The sequence below is a fragment of the Noviherbaspirillum sp. FW303-A3 genome (assembly GCF_058788695.1).
Map to the genome: position 1 here is coordinate 91,668 of NZ_JBYTAZ010000004.1, position 26,424 is coordinate 118,091.

46 protein-coding genes are annotated in these 26,424 nt (G+C 57.1%); 29 read left to right on the top strand and 17 right to left on the bottom strand.

Going from position 1 to position 26,424, the window contains the following annotated elements; all coding sequences use genetic code 11:
• The first annotated feature begins 150 nt into the window (after positions 1–150).
• Positions 151–636: a 3'-5' exonuclease family protein gene (locus AC3WOY_RS28615; protein ID WP_492429950.1), complete on the top strand. Its 486-nt coding sequence runs from the start codon at positions 151–153 to the stop codon at positions 634–636.
• 43 nt (positions 637–679) lie between these two features.
• On the opposite strand, the gene AC3WOY_RS28620 is transcribed toward AC3WOY_RS28615, so the two are convergent.
• The 5 genes from AC3WOY_RS28620 to AC3WOY_RS28640 all read right to left on the bottom strand — a co-directional run bounded on the left by AC3WOY_RS28620 (position 680) and on the right by AC3WOY_RS28640 (position 2,708).
• Complete coding sequence (locus tag AC3WOY_RS28620) at positions 680–1,309, bottom strand: H-NS histone family protein (protein WP_492429951.1); 630 nt, start codon at positions 1,307–1,309, stop codon at positions 680–682.
• Positions 1,310–1,379: 70 nt separating this feature from the next.
• The gene (locus tag AC3WOY_RS28625; protein ID WP_492429952.1) at positions 1,380–1,712 is read right to left on the bottom strand and encodes a hypothetical protein; all 333 of its coding nucleotides are present in this window, start codon (positions 1,710–1,712) and stop codon (positions 1,380–1,382) included.
• On the bottom strand, positions 1,709–2,056 hold the full coding sequence (locus AC3WOY_RS28630; RefSeq protein WP_492429953.1) for a hypothetical protein: 348 nt from the start codon (positions 2,054–2,056) through the stop codon (positions 1,709–1,711). The genes AC3WOY_RS28625 and AC3WOY_RS28630 overlap by 4 nt, the downstream gene beginning before the upstream one ends.
• On the bottom strand, positions 2,046–2,360 hold the full coding sequence (locus tag AC3WOY_RS28635) for a hypothetical protein (RefSeq protein ID WP_492429954.1): 315 nt from the start codon (positions 2,358–2,360) through the stop codon (positions 2,046–2,048). Before AC3WOY_RS28635 ends, AC3WOY_RS28630 begins: the two co-directional genes overlap by 11 nt.
• Before the next feature lie 9 nt (positions 2,361–2,369).
• Positions 2,370–2,708: a hypothetical protein gene (locus AC3WOY_RS28640; RefSeq protein WP_492429955.1), complete on the bottom strand. Its 339-nt coding sequence runs from the start codon at positions 2,706–2,708 to the stop codon at positions 2,370–2,372.
• 507 nt (positions 2,709–3,215) lie between these two features.
• On the opposite strand from AC3WOY_RS28640, the gene AC3WOY_RS28645 reads away from it, so the two are divergent.
• The 23 genes from AC3WOY_RS28645 (at position 3,216) to AC3WOY_RS28755 (ending at position 12,231) form a co-directional block, all read left to right on the top strand.
• Positions 3,216–3,659 carry a hypothetical protein gene (locus AC3WOY_RS28645; RefSeq protein WP_492429956.1) on the top strand — a complete coding sequence of 148 codons (444 nt, stop codon included), beginning with the start codon at positions 3,216–3,218 and terminating at the stop codon, positions 3,657–3,659.
• Positions 3,660–3,869: 210 nt separating this feature from the next.
• Complete coding sequence (locus tag AC3WOY_RS28650) at positions 3,870–4,121, top strand: AbrB/MazE/SpoVT family DNA-binding domain-containing protein (RefSeq protein WP_492429957.1); 252 nt, start codon at positions 3,870–3,872, stop codon at positions 4,119–4,121.
• Complete coding sequence (locus AC3WOY_RS28655; RefSeq protein WP_492429958.1) at positions 4,115–4,465, top strand: type II toxin-antitoxin system ChpB family toxin; 351 nt, start codon at positions 4,115–4,117, stop codon at positions 4,463–4,465. Before AC3WOY_RS28650 ends, AC3WOY_RS28655 begins: the two co-directional genes overlap by 7 nt.
• An 11-nt stretch (positions 4,466–4,476) precedes the next feature.
• Complete coding sequence (locus AC3WOY_RS28660) at positions 4,477–4,743, top strand: hypothetical protein (RefSeq protein ID WP_492429959.1); 267 nt, start codon at positions 4,477–4,479, stop codon at positions 4,741–4,743.
• A gap of 11 nt (positions 4,744–4,754) precedes the next feature.
• Positions 4,755–5,033, top strand: a complete 279-nt coding sequence (locus tag AC3WOY_RS28665) for a hypothetical protein (protein WP_492429960.1) — start codon at positions 4,755–4,757, stop codon at positions 5,031–5,033.
• 10 nt (positions 5,034–5,043) lie between these two features.
• Positions 5,044–5,433 carry a hypothetical protein gene (locus tag AC3WOY_RS28670; protein ID WP_492429961.1) on the top strand — a complete coding sequence of 130 codons (390 nt, stop codon included), beginning with the start codon at positions 5,044–5,046 and terminating at the stop codon, positions 5,431–5,433.
• 20 nt (positions 5,434–5,453) lie between these two features.
• Positions 5,454–5,771: a hypothetical protein gene (locus AC3WOY_RS28675; protein WP_492429962.1), complete on the top strand. Its 318-nt coding sequence runs from the start codon at positions 5,454–5,456 to the stop codon at positions 5,769–5,771.
• 26 nt (positions 5,772–5,797) lie between these two features.
• Entirely contained in the window at positions 5,798–6,082 is a 285-nt protein-coding gene (locus tag AC3WOY_RS28680; RefSeq protein WP_492429963.1) for a hypothetical protein, read from the top strand.
• Between the two features lie 12 nt (positions 6,083–6,094).
• Complete coding sequence (locus AC3WOY_RS28685) at positions 6,095–6,523, top strand: DUF7673 family protein (protein ID WP_492429964.1); 429 nt, start codon at positions 6,095–6,097, stop codon at positions 6,521–6,523.
• Between the two features lie 68 nt (positions 6,524–6,591).
• Complete coding sequence (locus AC3WOY_RS28690) at positions 6,592–7,056, top strand: hypothetical protein (protein WP_492429965.1); 465 nt, start codon at positions 6,592–6,594, stop codon at positions 7,054–7,056.
• Positions 7,057–7,076: 20 nt separating this feature from the next.
• The gene (locus tag AC3WOY_RS28695) at positions 7,077–7,316 is read left to right on the top strand and encodes a hypothetical protein (protein ID WP_492429966.1); all 240 of its coding nucleotides are present in this window, start codon (positions 7,077–7,079) and stop codon (positions 7,314–7,316) included.
• Entirely contained in the window at positions 7,313–7,621 is a 309-nt protein-coding gene (locus tag AC3WOY_RS28700) for a hypothetical protein (RefSeq protein ID WP_492429967.1), read from the top strand. Before AC3WOY_RS28695 ends, AC3WOY_RS28700 begins: the two co-directional genes overlap by 4 nt.
• A 15-nt stretch (positions 7,622–7,636) precedes the next feature.
• On the top strand, positions 7,637–8,026 hold the full coding sequence (locus AC3WOY_RS28705) for a hypothetical protein (protein WP_492429969.1): 390 nt from the start codon (positions 7,637–7,639) through the stop codon (positions 8,024–8,026).
• Between the two features lie 295 nt (positions 8,027–8,321).
• On the top strand, positions 8,322–8,570 hold the full coding sequence (locus tag AC3WOY_RS28710) for a hypothetical protein (protein ID WP_492429970.1): 249 nt from the start codon (positions 8,322–8,324) through the stop codon (positions 8,568–8,570).
• A 484-nt stretch (positions 8,571–9,054) separates the two neighbouring features.
• Entirely contained in the window at positions 9,055–9,351 is a 297-nt protein-coding gene (locus AC3WOY_RS28715; protein ID WP_492429971.1) for a hypothetical protein, read from the top strand.
• 64 nt (positions 9,352–9,415) lie between these two features.
• Positions 9,416–9,703 carry a hypothetical protein gene (locus AC3WOY_RS28720; protein WP_492429972.1) on the top strand — a complete coding sequence of 96 codons (288 nt, stop codon included), beginning with the start codon at positions 9,416–9,418 and terminating at the stop codon, positions 9,701–9,703.
• A gap of 18 nt (positions 9,704–9,721) precedes the next feature.
• Positions 9,722–10,009, top strand: a complete 288-nt coding sequence (locus AC3WOY_RS28725; RefSeq protein WP_492429973.1) for a hypothetical protein — start codon at positions 9,722–9,724, stop codon at positions 10,007–10,009.
• Positions 10,010–10,279: 270 nt separating this feature from the next.
• A complete protein-coding gene (locus AC3WOY_RS28730; RefSeq protein WP_492429975.1) occupies positions 10,280–10,498 on the top strand; it encodes a hypothetical protein in 219 nt (72 codons plus the stop codon).
• A gap of 11 nt (positions 10,499–10,509) precedes the next feature.
• Positions 10,510–10,728 (top strand): hypothetical protein, encoded by a 219-nt coding sequence (locus AC3WOY_RS28735; RefSeq protein WP_492429977.1) that lies wholly within the window; start codon positions 10,510–10,512, stop codon positions 10,726–10,728.
• Between the two features lie 16 nt (positions 10,729–10,744).
• Positions 10,745–10,963: a hypothetical protein gene (locus AC3WOY_RS28740; RefSeq protein ID WP_492429978.1), complete on the top strand. Its 219-nt coding sequence runs from the start codon at positions 10,745–10,747 to the stop codon at positions 10,961–10,963.
• 7 nt (positions 10,964–10,970) lie between these two features.
• Positions 10,971–11,222: a hypothetical protein gene (locus tag AC3WOY_RS28745; RefSeq protein WP_492429979.1), complete on the top strand. Its 252-nt coding sequence runs from the start codon at positions 10,971–10,973 to the stop codon at positions 11,220–11,222.
• 103 nt (positions 11,223–11,325) lie between these two features.
• Positions 11,326–11,751 (top strand): surface-adhesin E family protein, encoded by a 426-nt coding sequence (locus AC3WOY_RS28750; RefSeq protein WP_492429980.1) that lies wholly within the window; start codon positions 11,326–11,328, stop codon positions 11,749–11,751.
• Between the two features lie 243 nt (positions 11,752–11,994).
• Entirely contained in the window at positions 11,995–12,231 is a 237-nt protein-coding gene (locus tag AC3WOY_RS28755) for a hypothetical protein (RefSeq protein ID WP_492429981.1), read from the top strand.
• Between the two features lie 171 nt (positions 12,232–12,402).
• Here the strand turns inward: AC3WOY_RS28755 and AC3WOY_RS28760 are convergent, their stop codons facing one another.
• The 8 genes from AC3WOY_RS28760 to AC3WOY_RS28795 all read right to left on the bottom strand — a co-directional run bounded on the left by AC3WOY_RS28760 (position 12,403) and on the right by AC3WOY_RS28795 (position 18,820).
• Positions 12,403–13,257 carry a PRTRC system ThiF family protein gene (locus AC3WOY_RS28760; protein ID WP_492429982.1) on the bottom strand — a complete coding sequence of 285 codons (855 nt, stop codon included), beginning with the start codon at positions 13,255–13,257 and terminating at the stop codon, positions 12,403–12,405.
• The gene (locus AC3WOY_RS28765; protein ID WP_492429983.1) at positions 13,254–13,898 is read right to left on the bottom strand and encodes a PRTRC system protein A; all 645 of its coding nucleotides are present in this window, start codon (positions 13,896–13,898) and stop codon (positions 13,254–13,256) included. The genes AC3WOY_RS28760 and AC3WOY_RS28765 overlap by 4 nt, the downstream gene beginning before the upstream one ends.
• Positions 13,895–14,653, bottom strand: coding sequence for a PRTRC system protein B (locus tag AC3WOY_RS28770; RefSeq protein WP_492429984.1), 759 nt, complete (start codon positions 14,651–14,653; stop codon positions 13,895–13,897). Before AC3WOY_RS28770 ends, AC3WOY_RS28765 begins: the two co-directional genes overlap by 4 nt.
• Positions 14,643–15,797: a PRTRC system protein F gene (locus AC3WOY_RS28775; protein ID WP_492429985.1), complete on the bottom strand. Its 1,155-nt coding sequence runs from the start codon at positions 15,795–15,797 to the stop codon at positions 14,643–14,645. Before AC3WOY_RS28775 ends, AC3WOY_RS28770 begins: the two co-directional genes overlap by 11 nt.
• A 118-nt stretch (positions 15,798–15,915) precedes the next feature.
• Entirely contained in the window at positions 15,916–16,125 is a 210-nt protein-coding gene (locus tag AC3WOY_RS28780) for a PRTRC system protein C (protein WP_492429986.1), read from the bottom strand.
• A 13-nt stretch (positions 16,126–16,138) separates the two neighbouring features.
• Complete coding sequence (locus AC3WOY_RS28785; RefSeq protein ID WP_492429987.1) at positions 16,139–16,561, bottom strand: PRTRC system protein E; 423 nt, start codon at positions 16,559–16,561, stop codon at positions 16,139–16,141.
• A gap of 105 nt (positions 16,562–16,666) precedes the next feature.
• On the bottom strand, positions 16,667–16,870 hold the full coding sequence (locus AC3WOY_RS28790; RefSeq protein WP_492429988.1) for a hypothetical protein: 204 nt from the start codon (positions 16,868–16,870) through the stop codon (positions 16,667–16,669).
• A gap of 84 nt (positions 16,871–16,954) precedes the next feature.
• A complete protein-coding gene (locus AC3WOY_RS28795) occupies positions 16,955–18,820 on the bottom strand; it encodes a PRTRC system ParB family protein (RefSeq protein ID WP_492429989.1) in 1,866 nt (621 codons plus the stop codon).
• Between the two features lie 295 nt (positions 18,821–19,115).
• Between AC3WOY_RS28795 and AC3WOY_RS28800 the strand changes: the two genes are divergently transcribed.
• Positions 19,116–19,535 carry a hypothetical protein gene (locus AC3WOY_RS28800; RefSeq protein ID WP_492429990.1) on the top strand — a complete coding sequence of 140 codons (420 nt, stop codon included), beginning with the start codon at positions 19,116–19,118 and terminating at the stop codon, positions 19,533–19,535.
• 3 nt (positions 19,536–19,538) lie between these two features.
• Here the strand turns inward: AC3WOY_RS28800 and AC3WOY_RS28805 are convergent, their stop codons facing one another.
• Positions 19,539–20,174, bottom strand: a complete 636-nt coding sequence (locus AC3WOY_RS28805; protein ID WP_492429991.1) for a hypothetical protein — start codon at positions 20,172–20,174, stop codon at positions 19,539–19,541.
• 132 nt (positions 20,175–20,306) lie between these two features.
• On the opposite strand from AC3WOY_RS28805, the gene AC3WOY_RS28810 reads away from it, so the two are divergent.
• Positions 20,307–21,011: an SHOCT domain-containing protein gene (locus AC3WOY_RS28810; RefSeq protein WP_492429992.1), complete on the top strand. Its 705-nt coding sequence runs from the start codon at positions 20,307–20,309 to the stop codon at positions 21,009–21,011.
• Between the two features lie 165 nt (positions 21,012–21,176).
• Here the strand turns inward: AC3WOY_RS28810 and AC3WOY_RS28815 are convergent, their stop codons facing one another.
• Complete coding sequence (locus AC3WOY_RS28815) at positions 21,177–22,034, bottom strand: hypothetical protein (protein ID WP_492429993.1); 858 nt, start codon at positions 22,032–22,034, stop codon at positions 21,177–21,179.
• 115 nt (positions 22,035–22,149) lie between these two features.
• Between AC3WOY_RS28815 and AC3WOY_RS28820 the strand changes: the two genes are divergently transcribed.
• Entirely contained in the window at positions 22,150–22,929 is a 780-nt protein-coding gene (locus AC3WOY_RS28820; protein WP_492429994.1) for a hypothetical protein, read from the top strand.
• A 500-nt stretch (positions 22,930–23,429) separates the two neighbouring features.
• A complete protein-coding gene (locus tag AC3WOY_RS28825; protein ID WP_492429995.1) occupies positions 23,430–23,753 on the top strand; it encodes a hypothetical protein in 324 nt (107 codons plus the stop codon).
• Positions 23,754–23,760: 7 nt separating this feature from the next.
• Here the strand turns inward: AC3WOY_RS28825 and AC3WOY_RS28830 are convergent, their stop codons facing one another.
• The gene (locus tag AC3WOY_RS28830) at positions 23,761–25,227 is read right to left on the bottom strand and encodes a DUF2779 domain-containing protein (RefSeq protein ID WP_492429996.1); all 1,467 of its coding nucleotides are present in this window, start codon (positions 25,225–25,227) and stop codon (positions 23,761–23,763) included.
• Positions 25,228–25,333: 106 nt separating this feature from the next.
• Between AC3WOY_RS28830 and AC3WOY_RS28835 the strand changes: the two genes are divergently transcribed.
• A complete protein-coding gene (locus AC3WOY_RS28835) occupies positions 25,334–26,122 on the top strand; it encodes a hypothetical protein (RefSeq protein WP_492429997.1) in 789 nt (262 codons plus the stop codon).
• A gap of 43 nt (positions 26,123–26,165) precedes the next feature.
• Here AC3WOY_RS28835 and AC3WOY_RS28840 read toward each other — a convergent pair whose 3' ends face one another.
• On the bottom strand, positions 26,166–26,405 hold the full coding sequence (locus AC3WOY_RS28840) for a hypothetical protein (RefSeq protein ID WP_492429998.1): 240 nt from the start codon (positions 26,403–26,405) through the stop codon (positions 26,166–26,168).
• Positions 26,406–26,424 lie beyond the last annotated feature (19 nt).

A 26,424-nucleotide genomic window follows, 5' to 3' on the forward strand; every position in this document is an offset into this window, starting at 1 on the left:
CCTAACCACTCGGTTTTTGCTGGTGAAGCTCGCGCCGTTTCCGCGTCGCGGCGCTACCGCAGCAATGTGGGGAATGGACTTCCGCGCAAATCCCTATATGCTTTCCATTGCATGCCGGCAGGTCAGGCAATGATGTGAAAGAGAGGATTCATGCGTGCATGGTTGGATTGCGAGTTCAATGGATTCGGGGGAGACCTGATCGCCATGGGGATCGTCACCGAGGACGGTAGCGAGTGGTATGAGACGGTCGGGTGTGCCGACCCGATCCCCTGGGTGACCCAGAACGTTCTGCCACACCTGAACAAAGAGCCGGTGACATTGCCCGAACTGCAGGTGGGCCTTGCTGAATTCCTGCGACGCTACGACAAGGTCGAAATCATCGCGGATTGGCCGGAAGATATCGTGCACCTGGCGCGCGCACTACTGCTCGGTAATGGCCGCTGTCTCAAGGTGCCTGACTTGACGATGGTACTCAAGCTGGATCTGCCGCCAGTGTCGAAGGTGTCGACAACACCGCATAATGCGCTCGAGGATGCGCGTGCACTGATGCGGCTTGATCAACACATTTCAGCCCGGGCCGCTCAAATGCCTGCGCACAAACAGCCCCGCCCTGTGTCAACTGCCCAAGACAAATGAAAAAGGCCGCTCGCGGGCGGCCTCGAATGTAGGAGCGTACAGATCAGCTAGGCGTGCCCGCGTCGAGCGTCGCCGGTACGGCAGGCACGGCCTTCTTTTCGCCTTTCTTGGATGGGGCTACCGGCTTCGCTGTCGTCCCCGATGCCTTCTTTGCCGTGGTTTTAACCGGCTTCGCCTTCACTGCACCAGCCTTTTTAGGCGCAGCCTTGGCTTTGCCTTTAGCTGGCGCTTTCGCCGGCGCACGTGCCTTGGCAACCTTCTTGCTGGATGCCTTGGCCTTCTGCGGCTTCGCTGCAGCAGCCGTCGCACCGCTTCCTCCGGCAATCAGGAACGCGTCGCGGTCCTTTGCCTCACGAATCCAGCTCGGCGGCTTGCCCATGCCGGACCAGGTAGCGCCCGATTTCGGATCCTGATACTTGGGAGCGGGTTTTGCCATGCCGGCCGCTTTCTTGGCGGCTTTACCCTTCGCGCCGGTTTTCGGTGCTGGCGCGGTGGCCGGTACCGGATCGGTCTTCTTGACAGAGGCGCCAAATCCGAGGTCCTCTGCGGTCAACCCGAATCTTTCGATCTGCTTGCGAATTTGCGGAATGGCCTTTAGTGCAGCAGCACGCAACTTCTGTGCTTCCTTCTCAAGTTTGGCGTAGCTTTCTTGAATCTGGCGGTACGTAGCCATTACGGATATTCCTTTTGACAATTAAGAAACCAAAAAATAACACTATTTGGCTGTAGCGGTCAAAACGCAGTCACGCCGCGGCGATGCGCTTGAACGGCGAAAGAAAGTCCGCTGCCTGTTGCAGCGTCGCGAAGCTGTTAGCCGTTTTCGATACTGCGGCCAATGCCGCGTCGACATCCACCCGCTCCTGGCTGACTACCCAGCTGGCTTGCGGACTGCCTTTATGCGGTCCTCCATTCAAGGTCCATGCGGCAATTCTTCCCGGTTCCGTGCGGCTCACGCTTGAAACCGCACCTATGCGGAAGTCCTCGTAAACCTGAGTACCGCCTTTGAGGTAGAACGCTTTATGAGTCACCTTCACCACAATCAAGTCACCTTTTCTTGCAGCCGCGTTCGTTGTCACGGTGTTCCCTCCAGTTGCGCCAGGTGTGACGAAAGCGCCTTCTCCAGTTGCGGCAGCTGATGCTTCATGAAGCCGGGATAAAACGTCTCCCGAATCCAGCGTTCGCTTTGCAGATAGACGAGGGCTTCGGGATAGCCGAGCACCCGCTGACACAGTGCTTCCCTCGAATAACGGGCCAGCGAGTAAAGGAACGAGACAAACGCCGACGCACCGCCGCGTGCTGCAGCGACAAGCGCGGCGGCAAGGGTCCATTCGGAGGTCGAAAGGCAGGAAGGCGTCGCCCAGGCCGAGCGCCTGCGTCGCGTGACGGAACAGAAGAACGACTCTCCGCATTTACACTTCATGGAGCACCTCAGCTACGCGACACTCGCCACTGAGCGGCCCAAGCAGGCGCAACTTTGGGGAGACAAGGGTAAGCAGGCTCTTGCCTGTAATGGCGTGGAAAGGAAGGTCTTCGACCTCGCGCCACAACGACTTCATTCTGCGATGGAACATCAGGTTAGCGGACTCGATACAGCAGTCGCAAACCGCCGCCCTGGTGGCACCGGCAAAGCCGACGAACCCTACTTGCGTTTGGTGCAATTCGCCACACACGGAGCAGTGCTCCGGGAACTGGCGATTGTTGTAGCGAACGTGGATGGTCAGCATATTCCCTTCCTATGCGCAGTTGAGGACGCGCGGCCACGCCGGGAAACCGTGCTTGCACAGCCCGTCAGGAGCAATGCCGGTACAGCCGTCCGTCGCCCGCGCGAATCGTTGCTCGATCTGCTGCATGACATCGCTCAAGGCCGGGATCATTCCCCGCTTGAAGTCCACCCATCCGGTCGCTCGCCGGCGTTCAACGTACTCCGTTGGGTTCAAATCGTCCGGCACCCTGCCCGATACTTCCCATAGATCGCCAAATGGCGGTCGAGACAGGATGGCACCATCGGTGCGGACAGCGCGGGTCTTTCCGGTCTTCAGGTTGATCAATGTTGCGATGGTTCTAGCAGTCATACGGCAAATTCAAAATCAGTTACGGCGATGACCACCATACCGATCGCGTCTGCAATTTCAAATTTCGGCCGGGGAGGGAGGGGAGGACGCTGATGTAACGGTCTGACAACAACAGGATTGACGGGCGCACGACCTGGTTGAATAATCAGCATCGTGAAGACAGAGCACACAGCCAACGATATCGATGACCTCGCGCCTTACCCGCTGCGAGCGAGATGGATTGAGTACTGCGTCCTTAGCACCCCAAGTGGCTCTTGTGGGTGCGGCAGCAGCGGCAGCAGGCCGCAGGGGCACGGGAAGATAACCTTCACCAAGGGTTCTTCAACAGTACATCCGTCAATCGATATTGCATAAGAGGCTGCCATGACACCTACCTGACATTGCCCCGCTTTAACGATCGAGCATGTCCGTTTGGACAGGCTCTTGCTCGCCCGCGCGCCGCGACGCCCGGTCCGGGATCTCTATGACTTGCAGCAACGGGCTGCCCCGTCTGCGAAAGGATTTACCATGCACACCGAAATCATCACTGCCTTGATCACCTGGGTTCAGTACAGCTCCTTCCACGCACTGTGGGAAGCCAACCGGCACACCAGGCAATTCATCTATGTGGTCGGCGAGAGCCATCACGTCTACATCGGCCAGATCGGCGGGAACCGGGAAAACACGCAAGGCATGCCAATGCGTTACCAGCCGCAGTACCTGAAGTTCGCGAAAGCGATGTTCGGCCTCGATTACAAGCAAGGCCAGGTGGCGTACGCTGGCATCATTACCAGCCCGCGTGGAGTGGACTGTCCGACTGTGCTGGCCGCAGAGGCTCACGTGCAGGCGCGGTGCGTTGAAGCAGTAGGACTGGCGAACGTGCTGTTCTCGCCCAAGGGGATTGTTCCGGGCTACGCCTTTGAACATGGCGGTGTTACGCCCGCCTTCCTGGTGCCGGCATTGTGCAGTTAGCGGTAGTCTAACGGCTCCATCGCAGCGCGCCCTTTTCCGAGAACCTTAATATTGGCGCGGCTCTCAGTCTGGTTCTGCGCCATTTCCTGAGTAAATGCCACTGAATAAGAAGCAATCAAGTCGCATTCAGTGTATCTACACTGTAGACACAATCGCTTGACAGGCATGCTCGCCGTATCTACAATGTAGACACATTAAAGGAGTGCTGAAATGGAACTGTCGATTCAGAAATGGGGCAATAGTGCCGCGATTCGCCTGCCGTCCGGTCTACTGGATCAGCTCAATGTCAGCGCAGGCGACAAGCTGGCCGTTGAAGTGCGCGAGGGCGGCGTCATGCTCAAGCCGAAACGAGTTTCGTATTCGCTTGCTGCACTGATTGCGCAGTGTGACCAGAATGCGCCGCCGCCAAAAGATTTGGAAGGCTGGGATGACGCGAAGCCGGTAGGTAACGAAGCATGGTGAGGCGCATAAAGTTTGATCGTGGCGATATTGTGCGAGTGAGCCTTAACCCAGTGACCGGACGGGAGCAGCAAGGGGATTTTCGCCCGGCATTGGTCTTGTCGCCTGCTGTGTTCAATGCTCTTGGCGTGGCACTGGTTGCACCGATTACCCAAGGCGGTGACTTTGCCCGATATGCAGGCTTCGCCGTGCCGCTCGCAGGCAGTGGGACTGAGACACAAGGCGTTGCGCTGGTCAATATGATCCGCTCGATGGACTTGGAAGCGCGCGGCGCGAAGAGGGTGGAAGTTGCACCGGACTTTGTGGTTGAGGATGCGCTTGCGCGTCTGCAAGCGATTTTGAACTAAGGAAAACGCCCGTGGCCTTTCGCCTTAAACCCGATGAGTTCTTTACCGGCCTGATTTGCCAGCCTGGAGGCGACGGCGAACGTGTGGTGATTCAGCGCGGCACTCGGGCGGCGACCGTACAGCAAACGGTACTTGCGGCAGGTCGTGTAAATTGGGATTGGCAAATTCAGCTGTGCAGAGATACCGACGACGAAGACCAGCCTGTGAAAGTTGTCCGAACCTGGACCTCCCTGGATGAGGAAGATTTACCTCCGGTCGATCGGCCGGCGGACTTGTAAAGGAATTCGTCATGGCAATGATTGTGATTGAAATCGAAGATCAGGCGGACGGAGGGTTGAGTCTGCGGTTCGTCGGAGATGATGTGAAGACGGCCAAAACAATGGCGTCCAATACCCCGGCGCAGAATGCAGCAATCTTGATAGCACAAGAATTGCGCGAGGTCGGGATTAATGCCCCTGATCTTTCCGGCGATGGCACGATTTATTCGGAGACATCCGTCAGCTATCTGGATGAATCCAAGCATCTACTCAGTGAAGGCCGCAGGGTCGGTGCCTTCAACAAGGAGTAAGAGGAAAACAATGAAAGCAAGTTTGGTCACACTGACTCCTACGTTTTGGGCGCGAAGCGACATTGCCAAAAAGGCCGAGCAGATTGCAGCAGCCGAACCTGTTGAGCATCATCGTCGCTGGGCTACGCTCATTCTTGAAGCAGTCTTGACGCTAATCGACCTGGAAGGATCAGACGCCACGAACAGCTTGGTCGAGGAATGTTTGCTTGATCCTAAACGACTCGTACCAATTTGGGACGCCGTAAAGGCATCAGCGCAGTTTTCGGAAAGTTCTGTGCCGATCCCAATGATGGACGCATTGATTGCGCTTCAGCAGACGCCGGCAGATGTTCGTGAAATGCAGTTCATTCATGTGGTACACGGTCTGCGAAAAGGCGGTGCCCAAGAGAATCACGCATAAGGCAAAGGAAATCGCCGAAAGTGGAAACGCCAGCTACGCTCCCGACCGCCCGCAATCTTCGCAAGGCAAAGAGTTTCACGCCCAAGATCGAAAGCGACATTCCGCTTCCGCCCGACCCGCCAAGAAAGCCGAAGGGGCCGAATGTCGGCCAAAGAATCATCTGGCCGTTCGGGTCCATGAGCGTGGGCGACAGTATGGCAGTGCCGGAATGGTGCGATGAAAAACGTGCGTATGCTGCGATCTACAAGGCGCAAACACTCGATGGACGGGTTCCGTCCAATTGGGAGTTTGTAATCAAGGAAACGACGCAGGGGTTCCGCATCTGGCGGATTGCCTAACCCGTTACAGAGTCAAGGATAAGCAGATGGACGATGTACTGATAGTTGCACTTGTCGCACTCGGATGTTTCGGCGCCTACGAGGGCATCAAGTGGTATCTCAGCGACGACCGCCAGTTGAAGCTTTCCTATTGGAGTAAAGAGCAGCTCGATTCGGCGTTTGCTAGATCGCCGCTGGATCGCCAGAAATTTGAAGACCGGGGAACAATGAGCCGCAACGAGTGGCGAGAGCTGATGATGCGGCGCGACAGAGAAGTTGTGGCCGAATTGAAGCGGCGCGGTCTCGATCCCGGAACAGGCACGAAAAGCTAAAGGAAAACGATTATGGAACACAAACCCACGCCTTTGCGCAAACCGGACCCTGAAGCACAAGCCAAAATGCGAGCAGCGATGGAAGCACGCGCTCGTGAACGCGATCAGCGCATCAGTGAACTACCCGCGATCCGGCTGGAGGGCGAAGCCGCATTGCGCCGCTTGCTACCCATCGCGCAGCGCGATACCGGCCAGTCCAGCGTAGTGGCGCGGTTTCTCCTGAATCTCTACAACGGTGATCGTTTTCCATTTGACATGACCGATCTTCGTCGCCTTGACTTCGAGGTGTTCGATGACTGCATAGCCGTGCTGAAGATGGATTCGCAGCCGCTCAAGGAAGTTCATAACTACTTCGAGAACGGCGGCAAAATTTGGGAGCAACTGGCTGCTGATTGGGGTTTCAAAGATCACTATGGCCTTAACTGGCGTCGTGCTGAATAACGGGAAGGAAATCAGGCACTTACGTTCAGCCCTGGCGGGTAGCATTATTGATTAACGGGAGTTATTGAATGACAAAGCAAACGGTATACAAAGCGATTGGTGCGGCAAGCTATCAAGAATTCAATAAGGCTGTGAATTCGGCTGTACTCGAAGGGTGGGCGAAAACTGATGCAGCAGTTTTCGGTCAAGACGGCATCCATACCTGTCTCTCCGCAGAGGTAGAGCAGGTTCTTCTTGATTACCCCAAGAAAGCGGAAACTGAAATGCGTGCCGACGAATTTTACAAAGAGAATTTCTCGCGCATTCAACCGCTATTACAGACGAAAAGCACCGATCAGCCAAAGTCACTGCCTGAAGGAGTCCTGTGCGATTTGACGTTTGCTGGTGATGCCGGCCAATTTGAATATAAGGGTCGTCTATTCGACTTGGCGCGTGCGAAATCAAAAAACGCACCTGTTCCTGAGCTAGTCGTCGTTTGCCGAGCGAACGCGGCGGAGCAAGTTCTTGGTGTCAATGTCGCCTATCAGCTCTGAGTTTTCGAGTAAATACCGCCATGCTTAGTTTCAAGCCCCAATATCACCCTCAAATTGAATCCGGCGAGTTCGCCGGACATTGGGCCGCTATTTCAATGCCAGTTGGTTCATCTGCTACGTGGGCTGCCCTCTGTCAAGCTGAGGCAGCGCGCATTCAGAAGGACGGTGGAGTCGTGATCTATTTCAACCCCAAGGCTGGCCCGGAGGACGAAGAGCTTGTCGCTCAGCTCCAGAAACTGCTCAGCCAGCAGGTCCAGTGACCAAGGAAAACGACATGCGCGATATATTTGAGCCTCGCCACGAGCCGGCCAAAAGCATCTACCTGGCGTTCCAAGCTGAAGCCGCAAAACGCAAGAGCCGAGGCGCGGACGAATGGATGAAAGCAGAGCGGAATGCCGTATTTCGTGAATGCGCCAACCAGGCTCAAAAGATGGGGCTGCACGCGCCCAGCATGGACGAAGTAACGGCTGCTGAGCGCTACGCTATGGGTTCCATCGACTACGGCGCAAAGTGGGCTTACCAGCTTGTGCGCGTGATGAAGCCGTTGGCCGACGCCGCGCACTGAACGGGAAGGAAAACAATGAAAGCAAGTTTGGTCACACTGACTCCTACGTTTTGGGCGCGAAGCGACATTGCCAAAAAGGCCGAGCAGATTGCAGCAGCCGAACCTGTTGAGCATCATCGTCGCTGGGCTACGCTCATTCTTGAAGCAGTCTTGACGCTAATCGACCTGGAAGGATCAGACGCCACGAACAGCTTGATCGAGGAATGTTTGCTTGATCCTAAACGACTCGTACCAATTTGGGACGCCGTAAAGGCATCAGCGCAGTTTTCGGAAAGTTCTGTGCCGATCCCAATGATGGACACATTGATTGCGCTTCAGCAGACGCCGGCAGATGTTCGTGAAATGCAGTTCATTCATGTGGTACACGGTCTGCGAAAAGGCGGTGCCCAAGAGAATCACGCATAAGGCAAAGGAAATCGGGAGCGCTACGAGTACGTGATGTTACCTCTCGATCTTGCTCGGCGCCTGTTTAAAGCCGGTGTACACGGAGATATCGACATATTCTATACATGGGTTCTACCGCAGCTTTACGTCGTGGGTTCCCACTGGGGAGTAACCAATTTTCATGGCGACAAATGGACAATAGAGTTATTGCTCGGCGCAGATGGCAAAGAGTGGCAATCCCCGTTACAGGATCCATGGAAGGAATTTTCTGGATAACTGAAACTGCATTCATGAGTCAATTGTGAAGGAAAACAGCATGGCGAATCGTAAAGCAGTGCCCCGCGAAGAACTCAACAAGTGGCTCACGCAAGAAGTTCAAAAAGTCGAAGATTGCGAAGGTTCGAGCTTGTCAGTTCAGTATCTGTTAGCCGAGCCTGATGCCGACGGTTGTAATTGGTCCGGCGTTGTTTCAAAGGTCGGCCCTAAAACGACGGCGGAGCAATTGGCGCCAGTCGCCGCTCGCATCGCAGATAAGGCGCGGTCTCTATTCAACCTAGCTGAATGATGGGAGAGGCCAATGCTCGCCTCATATAAGAGAAAAGCAAACATTGCCGCCGGAATTTGGCTCGCCAGCGTCGGATTGCTGGGCTTTGTCGGCTCCAGAGGACAAGGAAACATTTGGGATAACGGCGACATCCTCGTCATCTCTGTACTGGTGGTATGTATGACGGCTTACTGGTACGCCTTCTGGGCGTACGCAAGAGCAAAAGGGAGGTCCGGAGCATGGGGGATCATACTTCCAATTTTCTCTATCCTCGGACTATTGACTCTTGCTGCTCTACGCGACCTTCACCCTGAGGAAGACGCGTCGAAAGGATAGGAAAAGCCACGGTGCGTACAGGTTCGATGGTCTTTAAGCGACGGCATGAGCAGCTTCCACCAGATATGCGCAATTGGCTTTTGATTTTCTTGCGGCCATCTGTATTTGTTTGCGCGGCGATGTTGGTCGCATCTGTGTTACTGAAATGGTTCTAAAACCGAGGAAAAACATGGCTACGACATTTGAATTTGATGAATGGCTTGACGAAGCAGAGCCAAGCGGCCACGAAGACGTTTATGCGTTGTACCAAGCAGTTGATACGGAAACTGAATTCGCAGGCTACAAATGCGTTCGGGCAAATAATGGAAAGCTAATCGTCTCCGCTCATGGGGCAGAAAACCAACTGATCCTTGTAAGTGAGGCTGCAAAAGAAGGCTTCCTTAAACGAATCTGCGGGCGTTACGGAGTTGAGGGTGATATTGGCGGCTGGTACATCATGATGACCGGCTTATCCAAAGACGATTAGCCGGAAAGGAAAAGCAGCACGAGATTCGCACGGTGCTTGGCCTCAACTGACAAGGAAAAATCATATGCAAGTCGAATTCAATGCGGCAGAAGTACAAAGACTTTTAGAGACATGGAAAAAGAATGCCGATCTCCAGTCGCCAATGTCAGATGACCTGAAAATCACATTCATGTCTATGCGTCGCAAATTGCTGGATTCCTACGTCGACGTTGGTACCGTAATTTTGCAGATCATGGAACAGATGACGCCACTTGAGGATTTGGAAAACTTCGAGAAGGCGAAGGCGTCAGCCAAGGCATTCAGGACATGGGCGCAGAACGGCCTGATCGAAATTGAAAAGTTGAATCAGTGACATCCAAGGAAATGAAGAATGACACCTCAGGCCATCAAAGGAGCATTAAACACTATCGCTGCAATCGCGGCAATTGCTGCCGCGTTCCTCTGGTACAAGGCGTCGGTCGTAGTCGTTCGCCCAACAGAGACTGTGGATGCTAGCGGAATGATTGATGCACAGATTACCGTCGTTGATTCTGCGATTGGCGAGATTGACCCGTTTGCGACAGGAATTGAGCAATCACGTTGGAACAAATGGGGAGCAACAGCGGCGTCGATAGCGGCACTTCTGCAAGGTGTGGCCCTTTTTATTCCAGGTAACTGAGGAAAACGCGTTCATGGGGATTAACAATACCGGCTATGCGACCTGCAAGCATTGCGGCGCAGAGTACCGGCTGTTCACTATCTTCAACAGGGACATGCAAGGTCTCTGCAAGGTATGGAAGCGGCGACATGAGCGCACTTGCGAGAAGAGGACGCCCGAGCAACGCCGGGCCTGGGCAAGAAAGTATGTGGGGAAGGATCGCGTAGAAAGCAGCATTACCGTCGATCTTACCCATTCCGGATTTGCAGTGACACAAAGCTAGGGAAAACGATGCAGATTACGATCGACATACCGGATGAGGATCTGCCAGATCTGATTCGGCTCGCAGCAAGGAAGCTTGTCATGCAGTCATCTGGATTCAGCTCTTTGTCGCCGCTTGAGTCCCTAGCCGCGGATGTTTTGAAGGCGGCGATCGAGCGCAGGCCGGAGTTGAAAGAGTTAGCAGTCTCGGCACCGACCCGCATGCGACGTAGAACCGGCACCAAGTAAAGGAAATCAGAATGCGAATTACAGCCAATCAATTTGTTGATCGCTACGGTCGCCGGGTTCTTACTGATGAAGGCAAACCCGGCATGGACGGGAAAGAAGGAGTTGGCTCAACTACTGAAGCCATGCGAAACAACGTTGCGGCGTCCATCTTTGCAAATTGCAAGCAGCTTGATGATGCCCAACTGGATGAAATCATCGGCTGGGTGCGTCAATTCAAGATGAATCCTTAACAGACCGAAAAACGCGATGCGAACCAAGCAAGAGCATCTTCCAGACGGCGAGTATTGGGCAACTTGCCGGGAGAAGGATGAGATGCAGGCAATCATGAACGGACACAACGCCGTTTTCCCGCAGTCGAAGATGACGGTAAAGAACGGGATCGCCCACTTCTTCCGTAAAGGCATCGAGGTTTGGGACTGCAACAGCGTCTACGCGAAGACGCATTTCATTATCCAACAGGCATAGGAAAACAATGAATCCAGCATATGTACTGATAATTGATGCTGCTGCAGAAACCGCACTGCGTGCGTATCGCTCCCAACTCGGAGAGCGCTGCAAAGTTCGCGTTCGCAATTCATCAGAGCCACACGACGAAATGCTTGTCGATGCCTGGTGGTCTAGCGAATCCTTTGGGTTATCGTTCAACTATATGGACGGTGATTCTGGGGATGTCGTACATTTTGGGCCTGAAACAGCTGGCACGCTTCTGCACAATAAAAAGTAGAAAAAGGATGCTGCCGTCAACCTGCCGGTGGAGTGGGTTGGAGCGCCGGGCAATGCGCCCCGGAATGTGATGCAGGTCAATCGGCAACGATGAGGGGAAAAATATGAAACCAATAGCAATCGCGCTTTATCTTTTCGCAGCTAACGCTTGGGCGGCCAACTGGGAGGTTGTGGCAATGGGTCTCTCTCCATACGTCACAGTTGACATAGACGCATCCTCTGTCACAGAACAAGGAAAATACCGAAAGGCTTGGTCTCGCTGGATTTATGGTGGTCCGCAACATTTTCCAGAATCAACCATTGAGTACAGATCTGCCAAAAGACTTGAATACTACTCATGCTCTGAAAAATCCTCCGGTGTTGCGTCAATGACTGTATTCCCTGATAAAGATAGTCATGGCAAGCCTCAGATTGTTTTTTCAGAAAAACTGCAAGATGTAAACTTTCGCAATGTCGAGCCAGATTCAGTTGGTGAACAAATTTTCAAATACGTCTGCAATTATCGCATTGGTCAGAAGAAACAAAAATAAGACTCAATTTTGATAGGAAAAGAATGCGATTCATCACTTTTGGGGTTCTCGCCTGTATTGCCATTTCTACGACGGGATGCGGGAAATCTCCGGAGAAGTTGACTCCGCAGCATGTGGCGCAACAAAGGAGCCGGGACCATTGTATCGACACAATGGTTGCCGCTGGAGAGAGGATGGTAAAGATCGTCGATACTTGCGAGCGCCTTTACCCTGATCCACCCTCGGGCAAATGATAGGAAAAGCATGGGCACGGTTCTCTTTATTTTGTACGCCCTGGCACTCACCGTGATGATGATGGCGGCATTTGGTGTACTCAACTTGATACTCGCGAAGAAGGATGGCAAGCGGTTTATCGGGTTTTCGGCGGCATTTGCCGATGGAGTAGCAAAGAAGGCATTGGCAGGGCTGTTTTCATCCCTGTTCGTCATCTCGTGCTTTGTCGTCCTGGCGTTGAGTGCAGCACACATTATTTCGATCTAGGAAAACGGCCATGCCCCTACTCAACATCGACATTCCAGCTCTGGCGAAAGCGTTGCCTGGAGAAATGCAAGCCTCCAGGAGCTTCAAAAGCTGATTGGCTTCGCGCAAGCGAGACCCGGCAATGATCGTGCGATCCGCGCTAGACCGGAATACGTGGGGAAGTGGGGGGCGTCACGCCGCCTCACCCATCACCTCCGCTTCCTTGGCCGTGTCCTCGGACGGGAGGGGATCGCGCTGGATGCCGAACCGTGCCCATGCGGTGACATTGACCGGCAGGGGTGAGCAGTGGCCGGACTTGGCATTGAAGAACACCGCGCTGTGGTCGATTTCACCGAAGCGGAACAGGTTACTGAGCATGTTCAACGCGTGGGTTGCGCACATTTGGTTGACGAAGGCGGCTTGCTTCTGGATCGCTTCTGCCAGCGAACAGCTTGGGCCGCTGTCCTTCTCGGCGGTAGCATCCTGCACCCCATCCAGAATGTCAGGGTAAAACTCAGTAATGACCGGAGGACGGTGGTACTCCTTCTTGAGCGCACTTTTGCCCTCGCTCTCGCCCAATACCACTTGCCCCGAAAACGCCTCATTGCCGAGGTCGAGCCAAATGACGGGATTGAACGACTCGTTAACGCCGTGGTGGATGATACGCCGAGCCTTGCGCGTATCGACGCAGCCGATCACCACATCGAACTGGCCGATGCTCTTGGCATCAGATTTGGTCAAGTAGGTGGGGTGCGCTTTCCAGTTCAGCCCGTAGCAGGCATTGACCCGGTGTGTCAGCACTACCGCCTTGGACAAGCCAATGTCAGTCCTGTAAAAGAGCTGGCGACCGACGTTGGATTCGGACACGGTATCGCCGTCCACCACGGTTACATCAAGGCCGCCGGGGTGTCCGAGCGCGATCATCGTTTGGTGCAAACGAGCAAGTCCCGGCAGCAGTTGCGATCCGTTCCCACCCGCTCCAACAAGCAGCACCTTGACTGTTCGTTGGAGCATCCGTGCGGGAAGGCGATAGGCATTGTTGTTCATTCTGATTCCTCCATGTCGGCAGGAAGCGCTTCTGCGGCCAGCGGGTCAAACGGCACGTCCACGAACAGCCCCATAAGGCAGAGGCGGAACCTCCATGTCACGCGTCCGTTGACGTTGCCGATCACCCCCGCAATCTTGACCTCTCCCGAATCGTCGGCATTGTCCTTGCGACTGAAAAACGCGCCGCCGTAGCCGTGGGAGTGGAGGTCAATCACGAGGCTCTCGTGGGCGGCCAGCGCCGGACGCCGGTACACAATCTCGGCGGAGCTGGCAGAAATCGCTTCACATGCCTTCAATTCTAAGGATTTGGTCTGCGTATTCCATATAACGCAAGCGGCGATTTCCACGTTTCCGGCCTGCCTCGCCCGCAGCTCGAATTCATCCGTGATCCACCTTGGAATCGTGCCGAACGCCAGTGTGACGCGTTGCTGGACATGGCCGTAGGGCTTGGCAGCACTGCCCGCCGTGCCGTCCTGCCAGATCGCGTGCATCCAGGGGCGCTTGACTTCAATGAACGTGCCGTTACCGGCGATCAGAAAGCGATGCCCATCTGCGGCCAGCGGCTCGAACGCGCCGTGCAGCGGCACTGGCAGGGCCGGAACGACCTTTTGCAGCATCAGGTCAAGGGGTGCGTACTTCATTGCTTGTCGCCTTTCGCCACTTGCTCGACCAGTTTCCCCGCCGTCATCTTGGTTGGGACGAGGGTATGCTCGGGGAACGTCTTGAACTTCTTGTCCAGCAGCGCCTTCCAGAGCGCATAAGGGCCGGTGCGGTACTTTGTCAGCCCGCCCTTGGTTCGCACATTGGGATGCGTGAAATAGCTCTCAAAGAACGCCTTTTCGTAGCCGTCCATGCGCTCCTTCAAACCAGCGTGGGACGGGAGCTGGACGTTGCCGGTGCAAATCTTCCCGCCCGCCCATACGTTGAAGTAGGGCGCTTGGAACAGTTCCGTTTCCGGTGTGGGGCGCGAGTCGCCCTTGACGGCGAATACCGACCAGCCGTGATCGGTCGCCGCGAACACCAAGCCGGGATGCGGCGTATTGCCGCAACGCGCACCAATGGGCTCGTCCGTGTTGAACCACACGTTCCGGTTGTGAGGCCGACACCACCACACGATATAGTCATCGCTCACGGCCAGCACGTTCTCAGGAAGAAAGCCGAACGACTCTTTCGCGGACAGTCCGATCAGCGCCGAGGTCAGCGCCGCGCGAGTCAGCGGAACGCCGGGAAGCAACTGCGGACGCGACCGGCCATCGTTTGCCTGCACACCGTGTACCGTGGCATAGCCCTGCGTGTCGCTGCGATGGGCCGGTTCGTAGATCAGAATGGCCTTGGACAGCTTGAGCGTCGTTTCCTCGACGTTCGATACGAGAACCGCACTGGTGTTATTCATCATCGTTGTATCCCTCAATAAGTGACAGCAGTTGATCCAGCATCCCGATGACGGTGAAGTAGCGATCCGCTTTCTTCATCCATTCGCGGATCGCTTCGGGGTCATCCAGCGCGAAGCAATCAAAGCCCATCGCACCCTCGTAGTACCCCTCGCCGCCGTTCTGATATGCCTGCGCCATATCGTCGAAAATATCGGTGACTGGATCAGCGTTGTTCCACCGGACAAAGACCGCGGGGGCGATCTGTTGCAGGTAATCATCGGTGGATTCGTTCAGTCCTAATGATGAAAACACATCGAACTCACGCTTTCCAATTCGAGCGTGAATCTTGAAAAACAGCCCCAGGAGAGCACGTTCGGACGCGCCGGTTGTCTCGCTGTGCATAATTTCCTTCATCTTCTTGAAGGACAGCACACATTTTGCCCTGACCACTTGCGGCGGCAACTGTGCGTCAAACTCGGCGCGGGTCAAGCAGCCGGATTCCTGGAACTCATCCACGCTGTTGTACTGCGCCACGACTTCCGACTCGTCGTCATTGCCCCACCACGAGTAATTGCACTGGTCATCCAGCGCACGACAGGGCGTATAGGCGTTCAAGTTGGTGCCCATAAGCCAACGGTCAAGGTGAAACCATACTGTCTCACCAAGCCCCTTGGCGCACGATTCAAGCGCGTTGAACGCGCCTTCCAGACGCACGAATCCCCAATCGGTCGGCTCGTTGCCAAGGTAGAAGCGGGGCTTGTCCGAGACAAGCAGCGGCATCTTGCGGATTTCCGCAACCGATTCCTCGTCGAAGGAAAATCGCACTGCATTGTCGAGGTTGTCCGACAGGTTGATGTTCAACCCGATATGCCGCAAATTGCCCAACCGTTTGCCGATCCAATCGTTCAGTGCATTCCGCGCAATCTCAGCCGCGTCGATGCGATCCATGTTTACGGCTTCGGGATCGACCATCCCTGCGTCCAGCAGCGCTATGGCCACACCCGTCCACCACGGATTGTTGTTCGTCAACACGACCCGTTTGGGGGCCGTGAGTTCCGGCAGCGTCAGGGCAGCAGGGGCAAGTCCTGCCAGTTGGGGAAGCGGCTCTGCTCTGGCGAAGCAGTCTGTCGCGAAGTCTCCACCAATTTTTTCAGCAGTACGGCGCATTCGACGGTTTCCTTGTTGGCTTGCAGATCAGGGTCGTTGAGGTAGATGGTGTCCGATGGGGGAGGGGCATCAGTGGCAGATGCCAGAAGCATCTGCCGCAGCCGCGCCGACTTCACGATCAGCCCTTGGTTCCGACTCCGCGTCGGAACTCGTAGGTGAGAACGCCGTCTTTTTCGGTCGGGCCTTCAATTGCCGCCGATACCAGTTCGGGGTAGGCGACCGCATACGCGGCCTTGACCTGTTCGACCGTCATGGTCGGATCGGCATCCGGCAGGGTCATGCCGTTGTAGCGGAAGGTGCGCGTAAGCGCGGTGACTGTAATGGACATGGCAACTCCTTTCTTAGAACAGGACGACTTCACCGGCGTTTGCGGTGGCCGGAACGGGCGCGGTGCCGGTTGCAGCCGGTTCGGTGGCGGGGGCAGATGCAGCCGGAGCTGCCGGTTTCTTGCCGCCATTGGCGACGGTTTCAACGGCCTTCTTCGATGCGTCCTTTGCCGCCGCGTCCATGACGGCCTGCGCGTCGGCCAGGGACTCCTGCAAGGTCTTACGGCTGGTGCTGAACGACGCGAGGATCGACGGGAACTGTGCGTCCAGCTCAGCCGGTGTGCCGACCAGTTTCAACGGCTGCGACAGACCGGCAGAGGCGTCCTTCTCGCTCGGCAGCGGGGTGACGGTGACTGCAAGGTTTTCGCCTTCGACCGCCATTGCCAGCAGCAGCTTGCATTTGCCTTCGACGGCCAGTTGATGAAGTTCTTGGAACATCTTTGTTACCTCCTGTAGTGATAAGTCCATGCTACCGACCGAATCGCCAGAATCAATTTCCCGAAAACGGATCGGCGCGAAACCACCGGACTGCGTGTGCTGGCGCTATTGGGACAGGGTGACAGTCAGTACAGTGGCGACCTGTCCCACCGGATCGCCCAAACGGTTGACCGATTCAAAGTAGGCTTCGTTGCCGCTGCCGCACGCGCGCAGCTCCATGTCAACGTGACTGGCAAGTACCGAACTGGCATCGGCATTGGCGTGTTGCAGCATCTCAGCCAGGGCGTGTGCTTGAAGGGCGAACCGCATGGCGTTTCCTTTCTTGGGTAGGGGATCGATACGCGAGTGACGGATATCGGCAAGGTGGCGGTGCTTCCACCGCCACGCTGCCCTTTAGTCGTTGTCGCCGTTATCGTCGCTGCCGTCTTGGCAGGGGTCGCCAGCATCCTGCGTCACCGGCTCGTCTGCCGGGGCGGCGCTGATCGGAGCGGTGGCGCTGGCGCTCGGCGCGTCATCGGTATCCTCGTCGTCGTCCGCGCCGGTTTCGCCAGTAACGAACGCTCCGCTTGCATCCTTGTGCCCGTACACCAGCACAGCGGGAACGGCGTTGGTGTAGTCGAACCCCTCCACTTCGAGCAGCGCCTTGACGAAAGCGTCCTTCTTGCCGCCAGCGAGCTTGGCGAACTTGTCACCCATTGCCGCCTTCAACCCGAGTTCTTCTGCCACTGTCTCGATTTCGGACTTCGTAAGCAGATTGAAGTACTCAGCGCAGGGCTTCCAGTGCGCGGCCATGTTGGCTTTCAGGAAGGACAGAATCGTGACCAACTGCGATTCCTCAATGTCGCCCATCGCGGAGGCCGACAACGCGTCGAGCATCTTGGCCTTGGCGGTTTCGTGGCTGGCAATCGCTTCCAGAACCCCGCCGAGGTTGTGAGTGTGCGTGGAGGCATCGGTTTGCATGAGCTTCTTGAACGCATCGCCCATCTTGCTGCTGCTGATGTGCCGTGCGCTGCCCACCACGCCGAGGGCAACCAACAGCGTCAATGCGTCGGTCGGACGGGCGAGCAACTCCTTCTTCGCCACATCGCGCCACAGCTTCACGCGGTATTCCTTGACCTTGTTCGGAACTTGCACGGTTGCCGCCTTCTTCTTGGGCGCGGTTGCCGCCGTGCTGGTCTTTCCTTTGGCGGGGGCGCTCTTGCCTGCCGCTGCTGCCTTGGTAGCCTTCTCGGTGGGAGCCGGTGCGAGGGAACGCAGGTGCGCCGCGACCTTCTTGGTGTTACAGGTCGCATCGAAGCACACAGCGCGTTCGACGCTGCCGAGTGAATCGGGCAGGGCGCTTACCGTGCAGCCAAAGTTCTGGCAACCCCTGCAAGCCTTCGCCTGTTCTTCACCCACGCCCATCTTGCCGGACGCGACAATCGGGATCGCGGTGATGGCATCGCCAAGCGCGACGATCTTCACGACCGGATAGTCCTGAGTCAGTTCGTCGCGCATCGCTTCGAGCTTGGCGGTCGTCTTGCTTTCGTAGCAGGAACCGTTGGTGCATTGACCGTCGTTCAATGCCTCGGCAAAGAGGGCACTCTGGCAAGAACTGTTGAAGTTACAGTTCAGGCACTCGGCCTTGTCAAAGATCGCGCCTTCAAGTGTGTGCGCCGACTTGGCGATGAAGGACTTGACGTAATCCACCGTCAACTTGTGTTCGATGATCTTCGCCAGCGCGGACACCTGCTTTTCTGTCGGGAGCGCGGCCAGAAGCTCCGCGTGGCCGAGCAGGATGCGGCGCTCGTTGAGGGCGACGCGAACCTCAGGAGCGCAGCGCATCAGTGCAACGCGGCGCTCAACTTTCGACACCGGCCAACCGAGGCGCAGCGCAACCTCGTCGCGGTCGTTGTTGTAACGGACGAGCAGCTTGTAGGCGGCTTCGGCTTCTTCCGTGGGACTCATGTCGGCGCGAACGGTGTTTTCGATCAGCGCCAAGTCCTCGGCTTCTTCCTTGGTCACATCTGCAACCATTGCCGGAATGGTGCCGCTCTCGCCATACACGGCGATGGAAGCGCGGTAACGGCGCTCACCGGCGATGATTTCGTACTTGTCGTCACCAAGCGGACGCACCAGGATCGGTTGGATCACGCCCTTGGCGCGAACGGCTGCGATCAGCTCGTCCATCTCCTGCTGGTCGAAGTACGTGCGGGGGTTGTCACCGATGACGAGAGAAGTCAGGGGAAGGCGCTGCGTCGGAAAGTCTGCGTGGTTCATTGTGAGGTTCTCCTTTTCGTGAAATTGATTCGTTGCTGTCACCCAATCTACGCATCGGCAACGCAAATTCAAATTTCCAGAACCCCTGACGGCATCGGCTTTTCCGGTCGCCCATCGCACGCAATGTTTTCGCAGATTGCAACCTTCAAACAGCCAGCGGAAGCACCGTGACAAGAGCCAGGCGGGCACAGTACTTCTCAAATAAAGTGGTAATATTCCGGCATTACATTCCGCGTAACGGTGTTACGGCCCAATACTCGCCGCATCACCGTTACCCCGTAACGACAGCCCTTTTATGCCCCGCACAAACGCTCACCGAGACACCGATACGGTCATCGGTTTGATCTATGAAATGACCGATCTCCTGTTAGTAGATATTGCGGAGGGGTTGAGGCTGCGTGCCGGGCGCGACACACCGCCGACGCCGCAGCAGATGTCGGACTGGAAGAACGGCCGTAAGCCGGAGCCGAAGTGGCTCCTGGCCGTCGGCCGCCCGTGGGTTTCGGAATTGTGGGGAAAAATCCCGAAGGAAAAGCGCGCCGAACTGTTGGACGCGATGGGATTCAAGGATGTGTTGGTTGTGCTATCCCTGATCGACAAGTACCAGGGCAGTGAGGGGCCGGAGGCGGAGGCCATGCTGAAGGACCTCCGATCGCTCAAAAAGCATATGCTGGACAGGATTGCAGCGGAGCACAACCTCCGCCTGAAGATCTAGCGCTTATACGTGATCCAGCGTGAAGTGGTTTCGCCCAAGCACGGCAATGTCCTGCTGGCGGAACAGGAACCACGCCATCGCGATGTCATCCGGATCGGCGCCGAAGCCGGCGCCAAGAACCTTTTCCTCCACCAATGGCTCGCGCTGATAGTAGTAGGCGCCTGCGGTGCCTCCGATGACAGAGCGAAGCGATAGCACTGAGGCGAGGTGGACAGCCAGGTAGTCGGGGCACCAATCGACACCGGTAGTTTGACCGTCGAGCATATCAAGCTCCGCGGCTTTTTGGCGGATCTGGTAGGTCGTGGGGTCGAACAGGACGCCTCCTACTTCAACCCACACATGAAACGGCAGCTCGTTGGGTTTCGGCGGCGGCATGTCGGGCATCGGGGCATGGAAGATCACATCGTTGGGGCCGGCGCCGGTGCGCCAGCCCGCGAAACCGGCTACGACGCGGGCAGAATAGCCGAGCCGCTCAAGCAGCGCAGCCGACAAGGCCGCATGCAAGGCGCAGTCGCTACCCAGCCGAGCACTGGACGCCGCGCAGAGGCGGCGGACCGCCGAAGCGATCCGTGCCATGTCTGCCACTAAAGCCGGATCTACCGACGCACTTGCCAACCTGCGTTGTTTTGCTTGTCCCATTATTCGTTCCTTGTACTCAATGCGACCATCCTATGAAACGGGTCAGGGAATTTCCAATTCCCGATGGCCACGTCCGCGAGCCCTTTGACCGATCAAGGTACAATCGCAGCTCCCCTTTCAATCCCGAGAACCATGTTTATCGTCCTCCCCATTGTTGGCTTCGTTGTTTGGATCATCATCGGGTTCGTCCTTAAACCGAGCTTTCTTGTCGGCTTAGTCGGGGGCCTCGTTGTATTCTTCGGCGGCTTTTTCCTCGGCCATCATTTGGATATGAAGAAAGTGCATGGAAAGATGGACCGCCTTACGCAATGGCTGAAGTCAAACGCAGGTTTCAGCATTGCATCAGCGAGCTACTGCGCAGCGAGCGCTAGTAAGGTCATCGCCTGCGATTCGGGACCAACCAAAATTGCCCTTGCAGCGCTCATTGGCGACCAAATCGACGGATGCATTGTGGGCCGCGGACAGGTGACCGGGTATGACCTTGCATCGCGGCAAGTGCGCTTGCAGAACGACGAGATCAAGAAGAACGGCTTTGCCTCCTTCGAAGTACAACAGGGCCAGGTCACGACGTTCTACGACCTCACCATCTATCTCACTGGCGCACGGTGGCCTGCCTTTGCACTGAGTTTCATCGACGATGGCACCGCGAGAACATGGGTCGGGGTCGTGATACAGATGCAGCAAGGCGGACAGGCGCCAGCCGAAACCCAACCTGCTGCGATCGCTGAGGACAAAGGCCTCGCCACTCAGCTCGCAGAGTTATCCGCGCGGCATACCAGTGGTTCACTTACTGCCGAAGAGTTCGCAAAGGCGAAAGCGAAACTGCTGTCATCCTAAGTCAGCCGGAAGATACACTCCAGCGAGACGCCTATCGCGTCACGCAAACCGGTATAGAGGCGCCGCTGCCATTGGACGTTATGCTCGCGGATGACGCGCCGCAACTTGCAACGGAAGCGCGGCGGATGGCAGGGCGATCTGATGTATCGGTTCGGCATTGTCCATCTATAGCAGGAGTCCCTGCGCTGGCGGTTGCGGCGAACGGGCATCGATGAGCAGCGACCGGATGCGCAGCAAAGCGCCGCACAGGCTGTCGTATGAAGAGACCGGCGCATACCATACGCCTGTCTTGTCGTGCCAGAACGCCCCGGGAACATGCGAAAGGAGAAAGTCGCCTCCATCCGTGGCGTCAAAGCTGACCTGGTAACGCTTGCCGTCGAGCTTGACCCGCACCCCCGAGGTATTCGACGCAAGACTTGCGGCGGCTTCCTTCGCCAAACCACCAAGCTCTGCGTCATTTGGCGCGGCGAGCTTTTCCGACGCCTGCCGAAGCCGGTGCGCGAACGATGCGAACTCACCGTACGAGGTCACCGGAATGCGCCACTCGTGGTCGACAAACCGCTTTCCCGGGATCTGCTTGATCTCTGCGACAAGGCGCGGATGAAAGGGGAAGGCAACGAAATAGGTGTCGGTCCGAAAGACGATGTGGTAGCCGTCGCCTTTGAATCCAAGCGGCGTTGCAGCCTCTTTCTCTAACGCTGCCGCCAGCTTCTCGTATGTGCGGCCTGTCTTTTCACATTCGCGCTCGTAGCGGCGCAGGCGCTGGGCGAGTCCGACTTCGAGGACGGCGGCAATTTCCCAGCAGTCGTGGTTCCAGCGCGCACCGACTTCTTTCAGCCATGTATGCACGCGCTTATTGAATTTCGTTGGATGGGTAATCCGGAACCCGAAGGGCGCTTTATCCACACGCAGTTCCCCCACAATGCCGGGCACGACTGAGCGCACGAGCGAAGGAGACACGCCCGTGGGGGTTGCAACCTGTTTGACTGCCGCCATCGTTCCACCTCCTTCCTGTCGGTTCATTGGTGCCTTCCATGCTATCGGACACACCTTCGATGTCAATTTTCGGAAAATTGGCTCGCCGGAATTGGATTGGGAGAGGTGCCTTCGATAGCATGGGTTTCAGGAGGACCTTCACATGACCAACAATACACTTGCCGCACAGATTGCCGCCGCCGTCGCAAACGCCGACCGTGACGAGTATCACCGCCTGATCCTGTCGAATCTCGCCGCACTGGAGCGGCCACAAAAGATCGCAGATGAAACCGAGTACGCGATCGCCCGCGCGGTAAAGACAGCGCTCTGCTCGGTCTCGTGCACGACGTCGAACACGACTCACCCCGACGACGCTCGCGTCTGGGCCATTGAGTCAGCATGGGGCAAAGTCCTGCATGCCTTCAATACCCGCGCGCTGATCCAGGACAGCGACACGCGCCTGCTGGCCAACTACCTGCTCTGGAACCGAAGGCTCATGAGTGTCAGTGACCGATCACTAATGGAGTTGGCCGCGGAGAGAGGCATCTTGCGCCAGCGGGAGGGTAAGGTGTACGTAGTCGGCCTGTACAAGAAAGTCGGCAATAACGTGTTCACCGTCGACAGTAACGGGCGGGAACATCGGCAGTTCATGAATACCATCGGCCGGCAAGCGTTCTCCATACGATGGGACTGTTACCAGGACGCCGCAAAAGACTTACATCCGCAGATCCCGCCGCTGCCGGAGGATTACGAGATCACCGGTTGTTATGACGGCAAGTATGGTGCGCGCACGCCTGGCTTTACCCGCGCCGCCCGCTGCAGGATCGTCGACATGGTCAACCAGTGGGAGACTGCACGGCGGACAACGAGCGAAATCGTGGCAAAAATAGCATTGAACGCGTCGAACACGGCGGGAACAGGCCAGTCTACGTTGCCTTTTTGATCCTTCCGCCTGTTCCCAACAGGCATGATGAGCAACTCACGGGGCTGGTACAGCTGAACTTCAGCCGCTACGAGGGCGGTCGAAAGCGCATGGTTCAACGGTGACAGCGACCCCGACGACGTGCTGTAGACACGCGATACAGGGAAGAAGAAGAGCACTTCACGACCATCCCTGTGTCCCGGCCGATCGACGCGGCCCATCTCCTGGCAGGCTGGCCACGCCGCTTCAGACGAGGTAAAGGCGAAGTGGATATTGGCGACCAGGAGCTATCTTGCACGTTTGTCCGGAGAGAGAACAACCGACTCCAACAACAAAGCGGATTTTAGGTTTTCCGGGGCATTGGGGACTTGCAACTGGGGCGCCCGGGGCACTTCCTCGGGTCGCCGCCGGCAAGCAAAACCCACCCCCAAGCCAGCTTCCGCAGGAAAGCCGTCTTAAGTTGCCCATTTTGGTCATCTTAGACCGGCATCCTTGTCACGGTAAGACGCTAGAATCGCCGCATGTATCTGCGCCCCGTTCTATTGATGATTGCCTGCCTGCTCGCCGCCGGTTGCGACGCCGAGCGCCGCGCGGTGGCGCCAGTGCAGCAACTGCTGGCCGATGCACCAGCACCCGCGCGGGCTGACGAACCTGCCACGCCGGGGCGCCTGGAGAAAGTTCTGGCCGAAGCCAGCCGGCCGTCACCGGACAGCCGATTAGCCGCGATCCTGTTCAACAACCGCGCTCCGACCATGTCTCAGGTGCCGACGGAAGTCGAAGACGAGCAGGACGAATCCTGCCCGTATGAGATCACCGAGGAAGAGTCGATGCGTACCGGCGCGTGACGCGCCGCTACTTCACAAAGAGCGCGGCGTGAGGATCGAACCGACCTTCGAGAAAGTGTGCCAGAGCGACCAAGCCGACGGTATCCCGACCGCAGTAGCGCAGCAGCTTGTCCCGAAGTTCCACTTTCCGTTCGGGAGCGGTGTCCGCCGCGATTGCCTCCATGTAGGCGCGTTGGGCTGCCACACCGTTTGCCACGTCGCCCAAGTCTTCATAACCCAACTGCGGGGCGATGATCGGGAGCACGACCTTGATCGAGTACAACCCCTTCATCTGCGGGTGGTAGTAGCTGGATCGGACAACGGGCAACAGATCAACGATACGCACGAGTATGCGCTCGATAGCAGGGGCAAGATCGGTGAACTGATCGGCCAGCTCCTTCAGGCGGTCGCGCTCGAACGTGCTGTACACGAAGATTTGGCCACGAGTGCCGACGGCTGCGATCAGTGCTTCGGCGAATCTGCGCTGCGGGTTGTCGCCGGTGAGGTCGAGGAACTCACGGTGGTTGATAGCGCCGTCCGATTCCTCGATATGGCACGACCACTGGAATGGCACCTGCTGGTAAGGCCGCACGCCTTCCCACATCGGGGCGGCGGTCTGCGCCGACTCAAAGTCGAGGTGGAATCGCGGGTAGCCGAGCGAACCGAGGAAATCAGCCGCCTTCGGATCGAGTTCTGCCTTGCCCGACGCGGTAATACGACGCAGCCGTTCGGCGACCTTCGACTTCAAGGAGCCAGCGGGCACGTCCCGCACGTCCAGCACACCCTGTTTGCCAAGTTCCGCCACATCCTTGCTGCGACCGAGAATGGACAGCGGGTATTCGGTGGCGCAAGCCGGGTGGCAGAAGCTCTGGAAAGGGCAGTCATACGGCGAGCCGCATGTGGGAGCCGCCGGAACATCCGGCATTTCCCCTGCGAGGATGCGCCGCGATTCCTCAATCCATGCGGGGACGAGATCGATGATGGAATGTACCTGTTCGGTCACGTCCTGCAAGGCGAGGACGGAGCGCGGATCGCCGTCGTACTGGGCCTTGGAGTCGGCGATGGCGAGCTTGATCGAGTCGAACCGGCGGCCATCGGCCTCCGCCGCCCACGCTTGAATGGCGCAGTCGGTGATGAAATGCGGTTTGACGCGGGTAGACGACTTGAACTTAATCATCTCGGTACGCCCGTCCTGAATCGCCAGCACGTCGAGCTTGACGAAGATGCCGTCGCGCTCAAACGGCGTGTCGAAATAGATTTCCGGCTCGCCGGACGCCAGCGCAGGCGGCACTTCCATCGCAACCAAGGACGAGAGCGGCGCGGTGCGGGTGTTCTTCGCCCATGCCTTCTTCCCGAAAAGGCTGAAGTCGAGGGCGTCGACGTCCCGTTCGGACTCCAGTTCGGACGGGAGCAGATCAGCGCGGTTCTTGTGCAACCAAAGCATACGCGGGCACTGCTGGCCTGCGATGACGAGATGTTTAGTGAGCTTGTCCATGTACCCATATTAGGGCACCAGTTCACGAAAATCGAATTACGGCAAGCCACCAGGCCGACCGAACAACACGGATATAAGCTGCTAATTTGGCGGCGAGGAGAACACGATGGGTCAAGCGCGTCAACCTTCAACTGACCTCGGGCAATTCGGCATTGCACGCCTAAAGCAGCAATCGGACGGAGCGCTTGTCCTCATCACGACCGAGACCGAGGTATTCGGACGGCTTCTAAAAGCGCGGGACGTCGCCGCCGTATTTGCCGAAACAGGGTTTGTGCAGACCAAGCGGGCGAAAAACGTCAACGCATGGGTGTCCGAACCTGTCGCCGTTACCGCGCCGCGTGAGGTCCGCGAAAAGCGGTCCACGGCCATCAAAACCTTTCTCGATCTGATTGTGGACGGGCAGCGGCTGGCGGCAGTATCGGGGCTAATCGCGCGCAGGAAAGCCGCCATTGCGGCTACGCCCATCGCCACTGGCCGAATCGGCGATTTGGTTGTGAGCGAGGCGCCGGGAGGATTCCACGTCACACCCGATCATCCGGAGCGAAGCTACAACACGATCGCGACGCTGTTACGACGCCAGGGCATATGGAGGGAAGCCGAGAAACGGTGGTTCATCGCGGACGGAAACCGTCGGATTCTCAAGAAGGCCATCGTTGCATACCAGTCGGGCGCGGTTCAGCGCGAGCCTGACCCGGCATCAGCAGGCGTGCCTCCTAAAGAGATTGTGCTCCGGTCCGACGACGCATCCGGAGCGCAACTGGAGCTGCGGGAGACTGGACAGCGCAAGGTATTGGTGACATTGAAGGGGGAGCACGCGGTGTCGTCGATCGCGATTCCGTGGGATGCGGCGGCCGATGCGTTCGCCGCGTTTTTCGCGAACGGGCAGGGGCAGTGAGACGACCTCCCCAAGCAGCAGCGACCGCTTTTGCTTCCGATGGTTATCGAATAAGCATGGCAAGGATGAAGGCCACTGCGACGCCACCAACTGCGGAGGCGAGCACAGCCGCAATCGTGCCGAAGCGCGGCTTCACGGCGAAGAAGATCACCATTGATGACAGTGCGCCGACCAGGCCGAAGAGCTTCGACAGAAGCAGCCCGATGAGGGCCGGCCACACGTAGTCGTACCACTTACCGCTCTTTTGCACCGAAGTTTGTGCTTCATTGGTGTTCTGTTCCATGCGTTTCTCCTGGGTGGGT